Origin of the sequence: Candidatus Arsenophonus nilaparvatae (assembly GCF_045346035.1) — a bacterium.
GTDB classification, from domain to species: Bacteria; Pseudomonadota; Gammaproteobacteria; order Enterobacterales; family Enterobacteriaceae; genus Arsenophonus; species Arsenophonus nilaparvatae.
This window is the reverse complement of the sequence record NZ_CP158507.1, coordinates 928,398-947,799: the sequence shown is the minus strand read 5'-3', so window position 1 is coordinate 947,799 and position 19,402 is coordinate 928,398. Positions and strand designations below refer to the sequence as shown.

The 19,402-nt window shown below is 35.9% G+C and carries 15 protein-coding genes and 1 pseudogene; 7 read left to right on the top strand and 9 right to left on the bottom strand.

The window, feature by feature from the left end; all coding sequences use genetic code 11:
- Nucleotides 1-112: 112 nt before the first annotated feature.
- Together mscS and WH390_RS04575 are read right to left on the bottom strand one after the other, a co-directional pair.
- The gene (mscS, locus tag WH390_RS04580) at nt 113-964 is read right to left on the bottom strand and encodes a small-conductance mechanosensitive channel MscS (RefSeq protein WP_032115261.1); all 852 of its coding nucleotides are present in this window, start codon (nt 962-964) and stop codon (nt 113-115) included.
- A gap of 103 nt (nt 965-1,067) precedes the next feature.
- Nucleotides 1,068-1,439, bottom strand: a complete 372-nt coding sequence (locus WH390_RS04575; protein ID WP_032115260.1) for a YacL family protein — start codon at nt 1,437-1,439, stop codon at nt 1,068-1,070.
- A 365-nt stretch (nt 1,440-1,804) separates the two neighbouring features.
- Here WH390_RS04575 and WH390_RS04570 point away from each other — a divergent pair, with 365 nt between their 5' ends.
- Nucleotides 1,805-2,140, top strand: coding sequence for a hypothetical protein (locus tag WH390_RS04570; RefSeq protein WP_032115259.1), 336 nt, complete (start codon nt 1,805-1,807; stop codon nt 2,138-2,140).
- Between the two features lie 148 nt (nt 2,141-2,288).
- Here the strand turns inward: WH390_RS04570 and acnB are convergent, their stop codons facing one another.
- The 6 genes from acnB to nadC all read right to left on the bottom strand — a co-directional run bounded on the left by acnB (nt 2,289) and on the right by nadC (nt 13,607).
- Nucleotides 2,289-4,886: a bifunctional aconitate hydratase 2/2-methylisocitrate dehydratase gene (acnB, locus tag WH390_RS04565; protein WP_032115258.1), complete on the bottom strand. Its 2,598-nt coding sequence runs from the start codon at nt 4,884-4,886 to the stop codon at nt 2,289-2,291.
- A gap of 456 nt (nt 4,887-5,342) precedes the next feature.
- Nucleotides 5,343-6,767, bottom strand: coding sequence for a dihydrolipoyl dehydrogenase (gene lpdA / locus WH390_RS04560; RefSeq protein WP_032115257.1), 1,425 nt, complete (start codon nt 6,765-6,767; stop codon nt 5,343-5,345).
- Between the two features lie 203 nt (nt 6,768-6,970).
- Nucleotides 6,971-8,590 (bottom strand): pyruvate dehydrogenase complex dihydrolipoyllysine-residue acetyltransferase, encoded by a 1,620-nt coding sequence (gene aceF / locus WH390_RS04555; protein WP_032115256.1) that lies wholly within the window; start codon nt 8,588-8,590, stop codon nt 6,971-6,973.
- A gap of 12 nt (nt 8,591-8,602) precedes the next feature.
- Nucleotides 8,603-11,266: a pyruvate dehydrogenase (acetyl-transferring), homodimeric type gene (aceE, locus tag WH390_RS04550; RefSeq protein ID WP_032115255.1), complete on the bottom strand. Its 2,664-nt coding sequence runs from the start codon at nt 11,264-11,266 to the stop codon at nt 8,603-8,605.
- Nucleotides 11,267-11,432: 166 nt separating this feature from the next.
- Complete coding sequence (gene pdhR / locus WH390_RS04545) at nt 11,433-12,203, bottom strand: pyruvate dehydrogenase complex transcriptional repressor PdhR (RefSeq protein ID WP_032115254.1); 771 nt, start codon at nt 12,201-12,203, stop codon at nt 11,433-11,435.
- 510 nt (nt 12,204-12,713) lie between these two features.
- Nucleotides 12,714-13,607, bottom strand: a complete 894-nt coding sequence (gene nadC, locus WH390_RS04540) for a carboxylating nicotinate-nucleotide diphosphorylase (protein WP_032115253.1) — start codon at nt 13,605-13,607, stop codon at nt 12,714-12,716.
- Nucleotides 13,608-14,102: 495 nt separating this feature from the next.
- On the opposite strand from nadC, the gene ppdD reads away from it, so the two are divergent.
- The 6 genes and pseudogenes from ppdD (at nt 14,103) to yacG (ending at nt 18,883) form a co-directional block, all read left to right on the top strand.
- Nucleotides 14,103-14,525, top strand: coding sequence for a prepilin peptidase-dependent pilin (gene ppdD / locus WH390_RS04535; protein ID WP_052044862.1), 423 nt, complete (start codon nt 14,103-14,105; stop codon nt 14,523-14,525).
- A gap of 16 nt (nt 14,526-14,541) precedes the next feature.
- Nucleotides 14,542-15,981, top strand: a complete 1,440-nt coding sequence (locus tag WH390_RS04530; RefSeq protein ID WP_032115251.1) for an ATPase, T2SS/T4P/T4SS family — start codon at nt 14,542-14,544, stop codon at nt 15,979-15,981.
- The gene (locus WH390_RS04525) at nt 15,978-17,171 is read left to right on the top strand and encodes a type II secretion system F family protein (protein ID WP_032115250.1); all 1,194 of its coding nucleotides are present in this window, start codon (nt 15,978-15,980) and stop codon (nt 17,169-17,171) included. Before WH390_RS04530 ends, WH390_RS04525 begins: the two co-directional genes overlap by 4 nt.
- A 122-nt stretch (nt 17,172-17,293) precedes the next feature.
- A complete protein-coding gene (gene coaE / locus WH390_RS04520) occupies nt 17,294-17,917 on the top strand; it encodes a dephospho-CoA kinase (protein WP_032115249.1) in 624 nt (207 codons plus the stop codon).
- Nucleotides 17,910-18,662: a cell division protein ZapD gene (zapD, locus tag WH390_RS04515; protein WP_032115248.1), complete on the top strand. Its 753-nt coding sequence runs from the start codon at nt 17,910-17,912 to the stop codon at nt 18,660-18,662. The genes coaE and zapD overlap by 8 nt, the downstream gene beginning before the upstream one ends.
- 8 nt (nt 18,663-18,670) lie before the next feature.
- A pseudogene (yacG, locus tag WH390_RS04510) lies at nt 18,671-18,883 on the top strand (DNA gyrase inhibitor YacG).
- A 106-nt stretch (nt 18,884-18,989) separates the two neighbouring features.
- Here yacG and mutT read toward each other — a convergent pair.
- Nucleotides 18,990-19,391 carry an 8-oxo-dGTP diphosphatase MutT gene (mutT, locus tag WH390_RS04505; RefSeq protein ID WP_032115247.1) on the bottom strand — a complete coding sequence of 134 codons (402 nt, stop codon included), beginning with the start codon at nt 19,389-19,391 and terminating at the stop codon, nt 18,990-18,992.
- Nucleotides 19,392-19,402 lie beyond the last annotated feature (11 nt).

The window sequence follows — 19,402 nt, the reverse complement described above, 5'->3', positions numbered from 1 at the left end:
TAATCATAATGAATAATTTTAATCAACGCTAACTAATGCAAATTTAAATAGCGAGATTTTACTAACCAATAAAAATATTGGTGTGAAAGCTAATCCACACCAAAATAATTGGCTAGCTATTTTTGGTTTGATATAAATGAACATCCATTTGTGGAAAAGGTATGCCAATATTATGTGCATCTAACTGTTTTTTAAAATTTTCCATCAAGTCCCAATAGACATTCCATCCATCAGCATTAGTCGTCCAAACACGTACGACAAAATTCAGAGAAGAAGGTGCCATTTCATGTAAACGGATAGTAACACCTTTATCATGCTGAATACGCTCATCTGCCGCAATAACATCACCTAACACTTTTTTAACCTTATCAATATCCGCATTATAGCCGACACCCACCATAATTTGAGTACGCCGATTAGGTTCACGAGAAGTGTTTATAATATTGTCGTTAATCACTTTGCTATTGGGTATAACAACAATGCGATCATCAGCCGTACGTAATGAAGTTGAAAAAATCTGGACATGCTCAACGGTTCCTTCCACTGCACCTAAAATAACATATTCCCCTGCCCGCAATGGCCTAAAAATAACCAATAACACACCAGCAGCAAAATTAGATAAAGAACCCTGTAAAGCTAAACCAATCGCCAAACCGGCAGCACCTAAAACAGCAATAACAGAGGCAGTTTGCACACCTAACTTACTTAATACTGCTATTAAGGTAAATGCAATAATGCCATAACGAACAATTGCTGATAAAAAATCTCTGACCGTCTTATCTATACCACGTAATGACATTAATCGATTAGTGATGTGACTGATCCATTTAGCAACAATCAAACCAGCAAATAAAATAACTAATGCAAAAACGATATTTACCGCATACTGAATTAACAAATCCTGATGATTAATAAGCCAACTCTTTGCCTGATCGATCGTTTCTACCACACCATTTTCATCCATCTCAATCCCCCTCGAGAAAATAAATCAATTACTAATCATATATCCGAAACTGTATAATTTTAGATATAACATTGACAAAATAAAACAGCGATTTTGTTATCTTTTAATCGATAATGTTTAATAAAATAAAGTTACGATAGTTTTCCAGCATTTTAATAAAATCATCTAAACCACAAAATGCAATACTCTCGTTATCGTAATAACACATCCCTTCTTCTAAATCTTCTGTTTGAAAGTGTAACTGATTAGCTCGTATCATGATCTCTTTATCATCCATGAACAATGTAAATTCACGTCCGATTTTTTTCCATTGACGCCCGCTGCCTTTAATAGAATGATAACCTGTCTGAATCTGCTCTAACTGACATAAATCACCTTTAATTTCCTCATTCAACCAATAACCAATTGCTTCATGATCCATTGAAAATCGAGCGATGATATGGCCAGTGACATCCTGTTGAAATTCATAATCCATACCTGATCTCCGTCCTGTTCCTCGAGTGTATTTTTTATTTATATCAGCACAAATATTATCATTACCATAAAAATACTTTATTTCAGCAATAATATAAATACCCTATTACATATAGAGGTGGCTATTTAAAAATTGGCGCTTAATAAGCAATATCGTTTCAGCCATTAAAGAGAAAAGACTTAGCTAATTTAATGTAACAACTCCATTTTTAAGAGAGTTTATAGTTATATTGTCTTGTAAGCATATTTCTAAATATGTAATCTTCAATTATGGCCGTTCAAAAATTATTTTCTTCGTAAAATGGGTAGATGATGGCTGTAATTCTCTACAGTTGGAATTTAATATTTAATAAAAGGATTTAAGTTATGGATGTTAAAGAAATTAATGATAAATTAGATAAAATTATAAACCAAGCATATAAAGATGATAGAATTAATAACGAAGAAGTTCAGAATATTCGTGACATAGCCGATCTTGTTTTTGAAAAAATTGTCATTGAAGCGGCTAACACTGGTAAAAATAATTCCATAACAGCATTCCAGAAATCATGCGATGTAACGGTTCAATTAATGCAAGATTCTTTTTTAAAATTGAAAAAAGAAAACCTTAACAGCAGTCAAAAAGATCTAATTAAAACAGCATTTAATGCACAACTTACTTATATAAAAGCAAATTTTGATCGCTTTTTTAATTCCCTTTAACAGATCTAATCTGAAGTTGTCTGGTAAATAATAAATACAAATCCTAAAGAGACATAAGTTTTTCAGATAGCAGATAAATGAATCTAAGCGCTATACCCTATCTCTGATTAATTACAGCAAGAAATAGGGTATATGAAAAATTATTACTTCAAACAGCTGACTGGAAAATTATTGTTTCCGCTTTTTTTGTATATTGAGGTAGTAAGTCAAAATTTAAGTATTGGTATATATTTTGACTCTTATTTCCCATGCCATTAATCAATTGCAGATACTCTTCTACCGTTGGTAAGTATCCCAATAATGAAGCAACTGCTGCCAACTCTGCTGAAGCAAGAAAAACCCTTGCGCCAGTTCCTAGTCGATTAGGGAAATTACGGGTAGAGGTCGAAACCACGGTTGCTCCATCCATAACACGAGCCTGATTACCCATACATAGTGAGCAACCAGGAATTTCAATCCGTGCCCCACTTTTACCAAAAATATTGTAATAACCTTCTTCGATTAGCTTAGCAGCATCCATTTTAGTCGGCGGAGCAACCCATAAACGAGTGGGGATTTGCCCTTTATGTTGCTCTAGAAGCTCACCTGCCGCACGGAAATGACCAATATTAGTCATACAGGAGCCAATGAAAACCTCATCAATTTTTTCATTCGCCACGGAAGATAATAAACGTGCATCATCTGGATCATTTGGTGCACATAAAATGGGCTCGATTATTTCATTTAAATTAATTTCAATAACTGCTGCATAATCTGCATCAGCATCAGCCGTTAATAGTTGCGGATCAGCCAACCATTTATTCATTGAACTAATGCGACGTTCGAGAGTACGGCGATCACCATATCCATTCGCAATCATCCATTTCAATAATACAATGTTAGATTGTAGATATTCGATAATGGGCTCTTTATCTAACTTGATAGTACAACCCGCAGCTGAGCGTTCTGCCGAGGCATCCGCTAATTCAAACGCTTGTTCAACTTTTAATTGGGGTAAGCCTTCAATTTCTAATATTCGGCCTGAGAAAATATTTTTCTTACCTCGCTTTTCGACCGTCAATAAATCCTGTTGGATCGCATAGTAAGGGATAGCATGAACTAAATCACGTAAAGTAATACCTGGCTGCATTTGACCTTTAAAGCGGACTAATACCGATTCAGGCATATCTAAAGGCATAACACCGGTCGCCGCAGCAAAAGCAACTAATCCGGAACCAGCAGGAAATGAAATACCAATAGGAAAACGCGTGTGTGAATCACCACCCGTTCCCACTGTATCCGGCAACAGCATCCTGTTTAACCAAGAATGAATAATACCATCACCGGGACGCAAAGAAACACCGCCACGATCCATAACAAAATCAGGTAAAGTATCATGGGTGGTTACATCGATAGGCTTTGGATAAGCGGCAGTATGACAAAATGACTGCATAACCAAATCGGCTGAAAAACCTAAACAAGCTAAATCCTTAAGCTCATCTCGGGTCATTGGTCCTGTAGTGTCCTGCGAACCAACCGACGTCATCTTCGGTTCACAATATTCACCAGGACGAATTCCAAGCTTATTACAAGCACGACCAACCATTTTTTGTGCCAGGGTAAAACCTCGGTCACTTTGTATAACTGATTTTACCTGGCAAAATACTTCAATCGCAGGCAAGCCCAAAGACTCCCGCGCTCGTGCTGTCAGTCCACGGCCTATAATCAGCGCAATCCGCCCGCCGGCTCGAACTTCATCAAGTAAAACGTCGGTTTTTAATGCAAAAGTTGTTAATAAGGCATTAGTGGCATGACAGCGAATTTCTCCTTTATAGGGATAAATATCAATCACATCTCCCATATTCAGTGAAGTCACATCAACTTCAATCGGCAGGGCGCCCGCATCTTGCATCGTATTAAAAAATATTGGTGCAATTTTTCCACCCAAAACAATACCGCCATTACGTTTATTTGGTACAAAAGGAATATCTTTGCCCATAAACCATATTACTGAATTGGCTGCTGATTTTCGCGAAGAGCCTGTACCGACAACATCACCAACATAAGCTAATGGAAAACCTTTTTTACACAATGTTTCAATCTGTTTGATAGGCCCAATGACACCAAGCTCATCGGGTATAATTCCATCACGGGTATTTTTAAGCATTGCCTGTGCATGTAACGGAATATCCGGTCGTGACCAGGCATCAGGTGCTGGTGATAAATCATCAGTATTGGTTTCCCCCGTTACCTTAAAGACAGTTACAGTCAGTTTCTCTGCTAATGCAGGTTTATCAAGAAACCATTCGGCATTTGCCCATGAATCTATAACTTGGCGCGCATATTGGTTGCCCATATTTGCTTTTTCTTCTACGTCATAGAAGTTATCAAACATTAACAAAGTATGGGACAATGCTTTGGCTGCTATTGGTGCCAACTGTTCATCATCCAGCGCATCAATTAATGGAGAGATATTATAGCCACCCTGCATAGTGCCTAATAACTCTGTCGCTTTTGCTGGTGTAAGTAAGGGGGAATATGTTTTTCCTTTAGTAATAGCAGCTAAGAAGTCAGCTTTCACGTAAGCAGCTTCATCAACACCAGGAGGAATACGATTACTTAACAGATCTAATAGGAAATTTTTTTCAGTTTCAGGTGGGGTTTTTATTAGTTCAACTAATTTAGCAACTTGGGTAGCATTTAGTGGCTTGGGTATTATTCCTTGTGCTGCACGTTCAGCTACATGCTCACGGTACTCTTTTAGCACGACGTTCTCCTCAATTGATTTTAATTTATATACCTGGATGTCTACATCTCAAATAGAAAATGAAGGGCCTGGTCAGAGGAATTAGCTTAACATAATTTTACTTCTATCAATTATGCCCAGTATGGAACATCCAGAATAACAGAATTTAATTATACTGTTAATTTATTTACATACCTCCAACATTCATCAGAGCCAATAAATATTGCTGCGGTTTTTTGATCTCATGTATTGCTACTCTAGGTAAAAAATTTTATCCATTAGTAGCAAAAATGGTTTGTTTTTTATAGACAATTGCAATAACTAGTTAATTTTATTAAATAATAAACATTTCAATTGAATAAAATATTATTCTTACTTTTCAAGCAAAAAATAGCTCCCTTATTTAAATCAAATAAAGGAGCTAGTAATAAGTCGAATAATGCTTACAACAAATTTATTTTACGAGAATAAAATAAATTACTTTTTCTTTGCTTTTGGATTAGGCAAATCAGTAATACTTCCCTCAAATACTTCAGCTGCCATACCGATTGATTCGTATAATGTCGGGTGAGCATGAATAGTCAATGCAATGTCTTCTGCATCACACCCCATTTCAATTGCTAAGCCAATTTCACCTAGTAATTCGCCACCATTAACACCGACAACCGCCCCACCAATAACGCGGTGGGTTTCCTTATCAAAAATAAGCTTAGTCATACCCTCTGAACAATCAGATGCAATAGCACGACCAGAAGCAGCCCATGGGAAAGTGGCTACTTCATAACTGATACCTTTTTCTTTAGCTTCTTTTTCTGTCAAACCAACCCAAGCAACTTCAGGTTCAGTATAAGCAATTGAAGGAATGACTTTTGGATCAAAATAGTGTTTCAAACCAGAAATCACTTCAGCCGCCACATGACCCTCATGAACACCTTTATGAGCCAGCATTGGCTGACCGACAATGTCACCAATCGCATAAATATGGGGCACATTGGTACGCATCTGTTTATCTGTGTGGATAAAACCTCTCTCATCCACTTCTACTCCGGCTTTACCCGCATCAATTAATTTGCCATTCGGTACACGACCAATTGCCACTAAAACAGCATCATAACATTGTGGTTTGGCCGGTGCCTTCTTGCCTTCCATCGTTACATAGATACCATCTTTTTTGGCTTCCACCGCAGTCACTTTCGTCTCGAGCATTAAATTAAACTTCTTACTTATCTGTTTAGTAAAAAGCTTAACAATGTCCTTATCTGCTGCAGGAATAACCTGATCGAACATTTCAACCACATCAATTTCCGATCCTAATGCATGATAAACAGTACCCATTTCTAAACCGATGATACCGCCGCCCATCACTAACATACGCTTGGGTACTTTTGTTAGTTGCAAAGCATCAGTAGAATCCCATACTCGCGGGTCGTCATGAGGAATAAATGGAAGCTGGATCGGACGTGAGCCTGCAGCAATAATAGCATTGTCAAAGTTGATGGTTGTTGTTTCTTTTTTACCTTCAACAACCAATGTATTAGCACCGGTAAATTTACCTAATCCATTAACAACTTTAACTTTACGACCCTTTGCCATTCCGGCCAAACCAGTTGTTAATTGGCCAATAACCTTTTCTTTCCACAGCCGTACTTTATCAATATCTGTTTTCGGTTCACCAAATACGATCCCATGTGCCGCCAATGCCTTCGCTTCTTCAATAACTTTTGCAACATGCAATAATGCTTTGGAAGGAATACAACCGACATTAAGACAAACACCGCCTAATGTCTCATAACGCTCGACTAAAACCGTTTCTAAACCAAGATCTGCACAGCGAAAAGCTGCTGAATAACCCGCAGGTCCCGCTCCTAGAACCACTACTTGGGTTTTAATTTCAGTACTCATCATGACCTCTTACTTTTGTTGTCCGGCGAGTCAGACGAAAAAATTTATAACCACCGAGACGTGTGTACTAAAGGCAGTTTACAGAATTGTTAACATCCTTGAAAGTGCTCTAACGTGACATAACTCTCAACCTATAGGACAAATTAGAAAAAATTCTGTAATTACTAATAATAAAACAGACCGACATTCAGTCGGTCTATAAATTACATAACCAAACGGCGAATATCACTCATTAACTGTGCAATACGAGTGACAAAACGAGCGCCATCTGCACCATCGATGACACGATGATCAAAGGAGAGTGACATAGGTAATATCAGACGTGAAATAAATTCACTGCCATTCCATACTGGCTTCATAGATGAGCGAGATAGCCCCATAATAGCCACTTCTGGCGCATTAATAATTGGTGTAAAACTTGTTGTACCGATACCACCTAAGCTAGAAATAGTAAAGCTGCCACCTTGCATATCAGACGCGGTCAATTTGCCGGCACGTGCTTTCTTCGATACTTCCATCAATTCTTTGGAAAGCTCGATAATACCTTTCTTATTAACATCGCGAATAACAGGCACAACCAAACCATTTGGGGTATCAACGGCAATACCAATATGAACATATTTTTTCAATGTTAATCGCTGAGCATCGGCAGAAATTGAACTATTGAAACGAGGTATTTCTTCTAATGCTCGAGCAACCGCTTTCATGACAAAAACTAATGGTGTAATTTTTACTCCCGTTTGCAACTTTTCCATCTCTTTATTTTGCTGCTTACGGAAAGCTTCTACTTCGGTAATATCAGCATCTTCCATGACAGTCACATGCGGGATCATTACCCAGTTACGACTCAAATTAGCGCTAGATATCTTTTGAATGCGGCCAAGTTCAACTTCTTCAACTTCACCAAATTTACTAAAATCAACTTTTGGCCATGGTAGCATGCCTGGCAAACCACCCGCGGTAGTCGCTCCAGCTTCAGAACGTTTTACCGCCTCTTTGACATAAGTCTGAACGTCCTCACGCAGAATGCGACCTTTACGCCCTGTTCCATTTACCTTAGCCAAATTAACACCAAATTCACGCGCTAAACGGCGAATAAGCGGTGTTGCATGCACATACGCATCATTTTCAATAAATTCATTTTTAGTCTCAGAAACATTACTTGCCTGTGCTGTAGATGAGACTTGAGGGGGTTCAGAAGGCGAGGCCTCTGATTTTTTCGCTATTTCAGCGCTGCTAGTTTCCGCACTGGCAGCTGGCGAAGCTGCGGTGGCATCAACCGCAAAAATCATAATTAGTGAACCGGTTTTAACTTTATCGCCTTTAGCAATTTTGATCTCTTTAACTTCGCCGGCAAAAGGCGCTGGCACTTCCATCGATGCCTTTTCACCTTCTACAGTAATTAGCGATTGCTCAACGGAGATTTTATCACCAACGTTAACCATTATATCGGTAACTTCAACTTCATCATTACCAATATCCGGTACAATAACTTCCGTTAATTCACTTTTTGCTTGACCCACATCTTTGCTATCTGCTTTATCCGTGTTTGCATCAGAGGTTGTTTTAGCGCTAGCTTCTGTTACTTTTTCCGCTGTATCAAAAACCATAATCAACTTACCGGTTGCGACTTTGTCACCAACTGCGACTTTAATTTCTTTCACAACACCAGCCTGTGGTGACGGAACTTCCATTGACGCCTTTTCACCTTCTACGGTAATTAACGACTGCTCAACATCAACTTTGTCGCCCACTTTTACCATAATTTCGGTAACTTCAACTTCATCTGCACCAATATCAGGAACGTTAATTTCAATAGACATTGATTTTACCTCTTATGCCAAACGTGGGTTAATTTTTTCTGGGTTGATGTTGTATTTTTTGATGGCTTCATTCACCAATTTTACATCCATTTCACCACGTTTAGCTAATTCACCCAACGCTGCTACTACCACATAGGAAGTATCAACCTCAAAATGATGACGAAGGTTTTCACGGCTATCTGAACGACCAAAACCATCAGTACCCAAAACACGATAATCACTTGCAGGAATGTAGGAACGAATTTGTTCTGCAAATAATTTCATATAATCTGTTGATGCAACTGCCGGAGCATCATTCATGATTTGAGCAACATAAGGTACACGAGGTTTATCAGATGGATGTAACATATTCCAACGCTCACAATCCTGTCCTTCACGAGCTAATTCGGTAAATGACGTTACACTATAAACATCGGAAGCAATACCATACTCACTAGACAAAATTTTTGCAGCTTCGCGAACATGGCGCATCATTGAACCCGATCCCAACAATTGAATTTTGCCTTTTTCGCCTTTTAGTGACTCCAGTTTATAGATACCTTTACGAATACCTTCCTCAACACCAGTAGGCATCGCTGGCATATGATAATTTTCGTTCAAGGTAGTAATATAGTAGTAAACATTTTCTTGTTTCTCACCATACATACGAACTAAACCATCATGCATAATAACAGCAACTTCATAAGCATAAGCTGGATCATAAGAGATACAGTTAGGTATGGTTAGTGACTGGATATGGCTATGCCCATCTTCATGCTGCAAGCCTTCACCATTCAATGTGGTACGTCCTGAGGTTCCGCCAATTAGGAAGCCACGCGCTTGCTGGTCTCCAGCTGCCCATAACAGATCACCAATCCGCTGAAAGCCGAACATGGAGTAATAAATATAAAATGGGATCATCGGCAGATTATTTGTGCTATACGATGTAGCAGCAGCTAACCAAGAAGCGCCGGCACCCAATTCGTTGATGCCTTCTTGAAGAATTTGACCTTTTTCGTCTTCTTTGTAGTAAGCAACTTGTTCACGATCTTGAGGGGTGTACTGTTGTCCATTTGGACTATAGATCCCAATTTGACGGAATAAACCTTCCATACCAAAAGTACGTGCTTCATCAGCAATAATTGGCACTAGACGATCTTTAATTGAGTTATTTTTTAACATTACATTCAAAGCACGTACAAATGCGATCGTAGTAGAGATCTCTTTATTTTGCTCTGCTAATAATTGACCAAAATCTTCTAGGCTAGGAATATCCAATTTTTCATCAAATGTAGGATTTCGTGCAGGTAAATATCCACCTAATGCCTGACGACGCTCATGCAGATATTTATATTCAGCTGAATCTTCTTTAAAAGTAATAAAAGGTAATTTTTCTACTTGATCATCCGCTACCTGCACATTAAAGCGATCACGGAAATAACGAACCCCTTCCAGGTTCATTTTTTTCACCTGATGGGCAATATTTTTACCTTCAGCAGTATCGCCCATGCCGTAGCCTTTAACTGTTTGAGCTAAAATGACTGTTGGCTTGCCTTTAGTGTCTTGCGCTTTTTTAAAAGCGGCATAAACTTTTTTCGGATCATGACCACCACGGTTTAACGACCAGATTTCATCATCGGTCATATCCTTGACTAGTGCACTTGTCTCAGGGTAACGATTGAAGAAGTGTTCACGAACATAAGCGCCATCTTTAGACTTAAATGTTTGATAATCACCATCCAAAGTTTCATTCATCAACTGAATTAGTTTACCTGAAGTATCCTTACGCAATAATTCATCCCATCGGCCACCCCACAGGACTTTAATGACCTGCCATCCAGCACCGCTAAAGATACCTTCTAATTCATTAACAATCTTACCATTACCAGTAACTGGCCCATCAAGGCGTTGTAAGTTACAGTTGATCACAAAAACCAGGTTATCTAACTTTTCACGAGTCGCAATCGTGATAGCACCTTTAGATTCAGGTTCATCCATTTCACCGTCACCAAGGAAAGCATAAACTGTCTGATCTGCGGTATCCTTTAAACCTCGGTGTTGTAAGTATTTTAAGAATTTTGCTTGATAAATAGCACCTATTGGACCTAATCCCATCGACACCGTAGGAAATTGCCAAAATTCAGGCATCAATTTAGGATGAGGATAAGAGGAAAGACCTTTGCCACCAATTTCTTGCCGGAAATTGTCCATTTGCTCTTCAGTGAGACGACCTTCCAAAAATGCGCGTGCATAAATACCAGGCGAAATATGTCCTTGGAAATAAACTAAATCTCCACCATTTTTATTGTTTTTTGCCTGGAAGAAGTGATTAAAACAGACTTCATATAAAGTTGCAGAAGACTGGAAAGATGCCATATGACCACCTAACTCCAGATCTTTTTTAGAAGCTCGTAAAACTGCCATTACAGCATTCCAACGAATCGCAGAGCGAATACGACGCTCTAAATCCATGTTGCCTGGATAATCAGGCTCATCCTCTACGGAAATAGTGTTGATATAATCACAGTTTCCAGAACCAGCTGCGATATTAACGCCGCCCTTGCGTGCTTGTTGTAATACTTGATCAATAAGATACTGAGCACGATCAACACCTTCTTCACGGATGACCGATTCGATCGCCTGTAACCAGTCGCGAGTTTCGATCGGATCCACGTCATTCTTCGACATATCTGACATGGTCTATTCCTTATCTATTATCTGTTTCTAATATAGTTACTGAGCCATCTTTTGAACATATTTACTAAACCAGAAAGAAGAACAAAAGATAGTCACTATTGCCGCAACTTTGTCTCTAATAAATCAGAGCGGTAATGCAGACGCAGCAACAAAAAAATCTGCACTACTAAATTAAATTTTGATATTGTTGTATTCGACGTAAAGAACGCTCACGACGTGTATGCTCACGACTGATGTCCAGCAAAATCTCCTCAATAAATGCTAAATGACGATGTGAAGCTTCCTGTGCTTTTTCAGGTTCACGTGCGATAATAGCCTCAAAAATTTGAGTTCTATGTTTACTTACTGCTGCGTGCATTTCTTTACGGGTATATAAGCACTCAAAATTTTGTCTAATATTCTGCTCTAACAATGGAACCATACAACGAAGTATATGAAGTAATACCACATTATGAGCCGCTTCATTAACAACCAGCTGATATTGCAAAACAGCCTCAACTTCAGCATTAACATCCCCACGCTCTTCAATATCCTGAATTTGTAAATGACTGATCTTAATCCGAGCCAGATCCTCATCGGTTCCTCTTAAAGCAGCATAATAAGCAGCAATACCTTCAAGTGCATGACGTGTTTCTAAAAGATCAAATTGTGATTCCATATGCCCAGATAATAACTGGGTAAGCGGATCACTAAAGCTTTGCCATAGATTTGTTTGGACGAACGTCCCCCCTCCTTGTCGGCGAAGAAGAAAACCTTTTGCTTCAAGCCTCTGAATAGCCTCACGCAAAGAGGGACGAGAAACATCAAATTGCTTAGCCAACTCACGTTCAGGTAGCAATTTTTCTCCGGGGCGCAATATTCCTTCAAGGATTAAATGCTCAAGGCGCTGTTCAATGACATCAGATAATTTAGGTTGGCGAATTTTGCTATAAACCATATTTACAATAGGCCACTTATATTTTGCGTAAATACTTATTTAACACTACCAAAGTCAATTGGTAATACCAATTTATCCTAGATGTACATAAAGTAACAAAGTATTCACCAACTGTCCATAAGAGCTTATATTTAACCTTAAGAAAGTCGCATTTTTTGATAAAGATTTTTAAAAATTAAAAATAAATGATAGTTTTAATTTGTTTTTTAGCAACGATGTTAATTTTTTTATACATATAACTAATCAACTGAAACGTTACTATTTACCTTTAATTAAATTATTAATCAATATAAATGAATTAATATTCAATCCAGCAGTTAAGAACATAACAATTTTATTATAAATAACATTAATGGTTTTCAGTGAAAACGATTGATAGAGTTGATATTAAAAATATCCTTAATTTTTCAAAACATCTAAAATAATTAAAAAAAATTTAATTAATAAAGTTTCTTTGATATCAATATTTTGATTGAATAAATAGTTAGAATATTTAGTAGTATTATTCAACTATTCATGAAATCTCATAGAAAGATCTATTGCTGTAATATTTTTAGTTAATGCACCAACAGAAATATAATCTACCCCTGTCTTTGCATACTCTTTTAATGTTTTAAGTGTAATATTGCCCGATACTTCGAGAGCCACTTTTCCCTGAGCAATCATTACCGCTTCTTGCATCATAGAGATAGTAAAATTATCTAACATAACAATATCTGCTTTTGCTTCAATTGCTTCAATCAATTCATTTATATTTTCAACTTCAACCTCGATAGGAACATTTGTATGCGCTAAACGCGCTTTCTTAATTGCTGAAGTAATATTCCCTGCTGCAATGATATGGTTTTCTTTAATTAAATAAGCATCAAATAAACCTAGCCTGTGATTAAAACCACCTCCACAAAGTACTGCATATTTGAGCGCGCTCCTTAAACCAGGAATGGTCTTACGAGTATCTAATAACTTTACTTCTGTGCCTTGTAATATCTCAACATAATGAGCTGTTTTGGTAGCAACACCTGATAAAGTTTGTAGAAAATTAAGTGCAACCCTTTCAGCAAGCAACAGTATATGAGCATCACCTTCGATAGTACAAAGAGTCTGGCCAGATTTAATTTTGTCGCCATCACGGACCTGCCATTTAAGCTGAACAGATTGATCAAGTTGCTGAAATATCTGCTCTACCCAACGCATTCCACAAAATATACCATCTTCCCGGGTAATTATTTTAGCAGTAGCCAACTGATTTTTTGTCAGCAATTGTCCACTAATATCACTGTCTATATTTATATTTCCACCTAAATCCTCCTGTAATGCGAAAGTAACATTAGCTGGAATATCTTGATGTAAACGTTCTAATAATTTTTCCTTACGTCGCTCAACATCATGAGTGATAAACACCATTACAACTCCTTAATATTTACAGTAATAAATTATTTTGAACTATTACTCCACGGCATTGCATAAATATCTCTAGTAAATTTTTTTATTAACTTACATCAATCCTACACGTTACTACAACCTATAAAATCTAAATAGAAATTTTTTCTGCATAATTAATGTGGAGACTAACTATAATAAAAATTCTTTATCTTAGAACTGAATAAATAATTCATTTCATGAAAGATATGACAAATGTATATATTTCCAATGAGCTATTATAAATAGTTATTTATTTCTACTGTCAGCAAACTTACAAATGATGACTAATATTAAAAAATTTATATCAATAAAAAATAGCTAAATTAATTATTTGTGAAATTGCTCGAATTTATTTTTTTATTTTCAATATAAAAAAATAATATTTAGAACAATATTCTAATATTTTATTTTCTCATTGTTATTTTTTTTTACCATTGTGCATTATCACTTTATCTTCAATCGATAATGGAAAATATGATGAAACAACAAGGATTCTCTCTAATGGAAATAATGGTTGCAATTGCAATTATTGCTGTTCTTAGTGCAATTAGTATTCCAAGCTACAAAAGTTATATGCAAAAAGCATCTCTGACTGACATGTTGCAATTTATTGTTCCTTATAAAATGCATACCGAGCTGTGTGGATTTGAAAATGGGTATTTTACAGGTTGCCACAATGGCATATCTTCAATTCCGACAAGTAAGACAGGAAAATATGTCAGTAATATCGATGTGAAAGATGGAATAATTAAAGTTGTTGGTACAAAACCACTGAAAGATTTAACAATAACATTAGAACCGACATTATCTACAACAGATAATCGAGTGAGCTGGAAAGTTTCTTGTGAAAGTACAGATTCCGGATTAAAAAAACATTGTGCAGACACCTTTAGATTCTAAATAATAGGATTCTATTATGACTTTCATAACAGCTATTCCCAAAGACTTTAATGTTATCGAAGATGAATTAAAAAAACTTTGTTATCGTCATGATATTGTAATGATCGAGTTCAATTCAAAAAAACTTTCCATTGCGAGTTATAGAAAACCCAATGACGAATTGTTAACAGCATTACGTTTTATTTCTAGTGTTCCTGTTTGTTATGATATCTGGCCAAAAGAAAAAATTGAGCATTATTTTAATCGCTGTAATCATGAAGTTGAAATACAAGAAGAACCTATACGTTATGATCCTTCAATTAACAATGAAGAAAAACCTAATTCACCAGCAGTAAATTATGTCGATTATCTTATTGGATCTGCTATTGAAAAACGGGCATCAGACATTCATATTGAGCCATTTAAGACCGGTGCCAAAATTCGAATCAGAGTTGATGGTAAATTATTTTATGTTCCTTCGCCGCCAGTCGAAAATTGTGCAGAAATATTTGCCCGATTAAAAATATTGGCAAAATTGAATATTGCAGAAAAGCGCTTGCCTCAAGATGGGCAACTTGAATGGATCAGCCGTGATATCCACTATGCTATTCGCATTTCAACATTACCAACTCTTTATGGTGAAAAAATAGTTTTAAGGATATTAAATACTAAAAACCATTATTCTTTAGAACAACTAGGTATAAAAAATAATTTTCTTGTCATTTTAAAACAAAAACTTTCACTGCCACAAGGAATGATTCTTGTCACTGGGCCAACTGGAAGTGGTAAAACAGTAACGCTTTATAGCTGCCTTGAATATCTTAATCACAGTGAATTAAATATTTCAACGATTGAAGATCCAGTAGAAATACCAATAAAAGGGATTAATCAAATACCTGTAAGCGAAAAAATAGGATTAGATTTTTCAACCATCTTAAGGGCATTACTTCGCCAAGATCCTGATATTATTATGGTAGGCGAAATCCGCGATCAAAAAACAGCCGAAATTGCTATAAAAGCTGCCCAAACCGGCCATTTAGTATTATCAACCCTCCATACAAATTCAACGAAAAGTACACTAGAACGACTAGAAAATTTAAGCATATCACCACATTTGATAAATTCTTGTGTGAAATTAATTATTGCTCAGAGACTGGTTAGAAAACTATGTCCTAGCTGTAAACGTCATGAGGAAAATCCTGTTACTATTCAATATGATAATATTGAAACTGTAATTACAACCTGGCGGGCGGTTGGATGTGACCATTGTTTCGGTGGATATTTAGGTCGAACCGCAATTTATGAGTTTTTAGAGCTTAAGGAAGAAACTCTTGCTACGCAATTTTATCAGCTACCAATAAAAACAGAAAAAATACCTTTCGTTAGTTTATTTGCTTCTGGATTACTTCTAGTCAAAGCCGGCATAACAACACTAAAAGAATTGTATGAAGTAACAGGACAGGACATAATTCAGTGAATTTTATCTATATATATCGAGCAATTAATACTCAGGGAATATTAATAGAAAATTATAAAATATCTCATTCTAAACAAGAGGTTTTTAAATATATTCTTAGAAGCAATTTAATACCTATTTCAATTAAAATCCGAGAAATTGCGCTATATACCACAAAAATTCTTAGCTATCGTTTGCATTTTATGTATCAACTTAGTGTATTACTTAAATCCAATATTTCTTTAATTCAAAGTCTAAATATTATTCAAAAAGAATGTAATATGTCCGTTTGGAAATGTATATTAACAGAAATCATTAAACGTATTAATCAAGGGGAAGCATTCTCTTCGGCATTAAAACATTATCCTAAACTTTTTCCAGAAATAATTTATCGACTAGTAGAAATAGGAGAACAAACCAATAGCCTGGAAAAAAATTGCCAACTTATTTACCAACAACTTCAACAACAACAAATTTTAAAACAAAAAATAGCTAAAGCACTACAGTATCCATGCATTATTTTAATTATCGCTTCAGTCGTGGTTTCGCTAATGTTATTTTTCGTTTTACCTGAATTTAAAGCAATATACCAAACATTTGATGCTCAACTTCCAATAGCGACTAGGTTGCTTATTACCATTTCTGATAAAATTGCTGACAATGCTCTGTATATCGTTGTTACCTTAACTTGCATTTGTTTAGGGTATTTTACATATAGAAAATATACGCCAAATTTAATTAAACAAGAACAAAAGGTTATCTTACATTTGCCATTACTCAATAAGCTTATTGGTTGGCAACAACTTTACTATTTTTTTCAAACACTACATATTACCCAAAAATCAGGATTAACATTATTAGAAGGGTTCGAATATGTATTAAAAACACTAAAACATCCCGTTTATCACGATGCCATCCATTCTATATATCAAAAAATTCAACGAGGTATTTCTTTTAGTGACAGTATAAAAAGAGAAAAACTATTCCCATATCTATGCTTGCAATTTATTACAGCCGGAGAATTATCTGGTAATTTAGTATTATTTTTAGAAAAACTAGCTAATTGGTATCAAAATAACCTAATAAACTATGTTAATAAAAAGATAAAATTAATTGAACCAATGCTAATACTATTACTCGCAGTTGTAATTACTGGATTATTATTCACTATGTATTTGCCGATTTTTAATTTAGGTAATATTATTTCTTAAGTAATCAATGTAACAATAAAATAAAAAATATTATTATGTTAAAACCCGTTATAATAAACATAAAAAAATTATCAGACCTTTGCCTGGAATTTACCATTTAAATTTATTGAAAGAGAGGATGCATGAGCTATATTGTTGCTCTCACAGGCGGGATAGGAAGCGGCAAAAGTACCGTTTCAGATAAATTTGCATCCTTAGGAATACCAATTGTTGATGCAGACATCATTTCAAGACAAATAGTTATGCCTAATACTTATGCTTTTAACATGATAAAACAACATTTTGGTTCAACTATTCTCAATAACGATGGCTCTTTAAATCGCGCCAAGTTAAGAAAAAAAATATTTAGCGATCCAAGAGAAAAAAATTGGTTAAATAATTTGCTTCATCCATTAATACATCAAGAAACCCAACGCCAGCTAACTTTACTTAATTCCCCTTATGTAGTTTGGGTTGTCCCGTTGTTAATTGAAAATAATCTAGAGCACCTTGCCAACCGCGTGCTAGTCATTGACGTAACACCTGAAGAACAAATAGCTCGTATAATGAAACGTGATAGAATTAGCCAACAAGAAGCAAAAAATATTTTATCTAACCAAGTTAGCCGAACAAGGCGTTTAGAAAAAGCTGATGATATAATTAATAATCACGATAATAACTTAACACTTGATGAAACTTTAGCGAAATTACATCAGAAATATTTGCAATTAGCTATGAATGCTTCTCAGGAAACACACAATGAGTAATACTATTTCTACCATTATTTATGAACATCCATTAAATGAGAAAATGCGCTCTTGGCTGCGCATGGAATGTTTGCTTCAGCAACTCATTGACTTGAAAAACATCAACTCATTAGCTAGTGGATTAGCTTTTTTTCGTGCCGTTTCTGAATTAATCGAAGTATTAGATCGCAGCGATATACGTGCAGACATTATTAAAGAATTAGATAAACAAAAAAACAAACTTAATCAATGGTGCAGTGATCCCCATGCAGATAAAACTCTGATTAAAAATCTTCTAAAAGAACTGCAAGAAAATCTCACTTCATTAAGAGAAGCACCACGCATTGGTCAACACTTACGGCAAGATAAAGTTATTAGTATTGCTCGCCAGCGGTTAAGTATACCCGGAGGTTGTTGTAGTTTTGATTTACCAGCCTTACATTTATGGTTAAATACGCCTAAAAAAGAGATAGAAACTAGAATTAACTTTTGGATTGACGGCATCCTTCCGTTATGTTCCGCTTTAAATATGCTATTAAATTTGATCCGCAAGTCCAATACATTCACCAGTCAAAAAAGTTATAATGGCTTCTATCAAGGTAGTGTAGAAAATGCGGATCTGATCCGAATAAAGTTACCGATAAATCTATCTCTATATCCTCAGATTTCTGGACATAAAACACGTTTTGCTATCCGATTCTTACATGAAGACAGTGAAAATGGTATTGTACCTGATGAATTACCATTTAAATTAGCCTGTTGTTAGGAGTCATTATGCCAGATAAGCTCACGGTAAAATGTCCGACTTGCCATAAAATTGTTATTTGGCAAGAGAGTAGCCCTTATCGCCCTTTTTGTAGTAAACGATGTCGATTAATCGATCTTGGTTAATGGGCTGGTGAGGAAAAAAGGATCTCAAGTCAACGAAATATTTCCGAAATAGATGATTGGAGTGAAATATCCGATGATCATGACATTAAAAAATAAGCTTAAAGTCAAAAGTGCTATAAATTTCACCTGTACCATTATATAACCCTTAGGTAAGATAATTTCAAAACTTAGTTATATTAACTTATCTGTGGGATAGGCAAACTCAAATCACGTTGTTGATTAGCATATCAACAATTACTCGGTTAGCAGGTGGAAATTCTTCGGCTACCAGTGATTTTTGCAAAAGCCAACGTGAAGATTGGCCTTCTTTTCCATAAGGCTGGCAATCCCACTGCTCTACCAGAAAAAAATGTAATGTTATTCTACGATCAGGAAATTCATGTTCAACAACCTGCAACAATTGACTGTTAATAACATCTATCCCAATTTCTTCTTTAAGTTCACGCAACAATGCTTCTACTGGTGTTTCGCCTATTTCTAATTTACCACCAGGAAATTCCCAAAAACCACCCATATGTGAATTAGCTGCCCGTTGGGTAATAAAAACTTCTTGTTTCGTATTTCTAATAATACCAACAGCAATATGTAATTGTTTTTTTTTCATAAAAATAATTT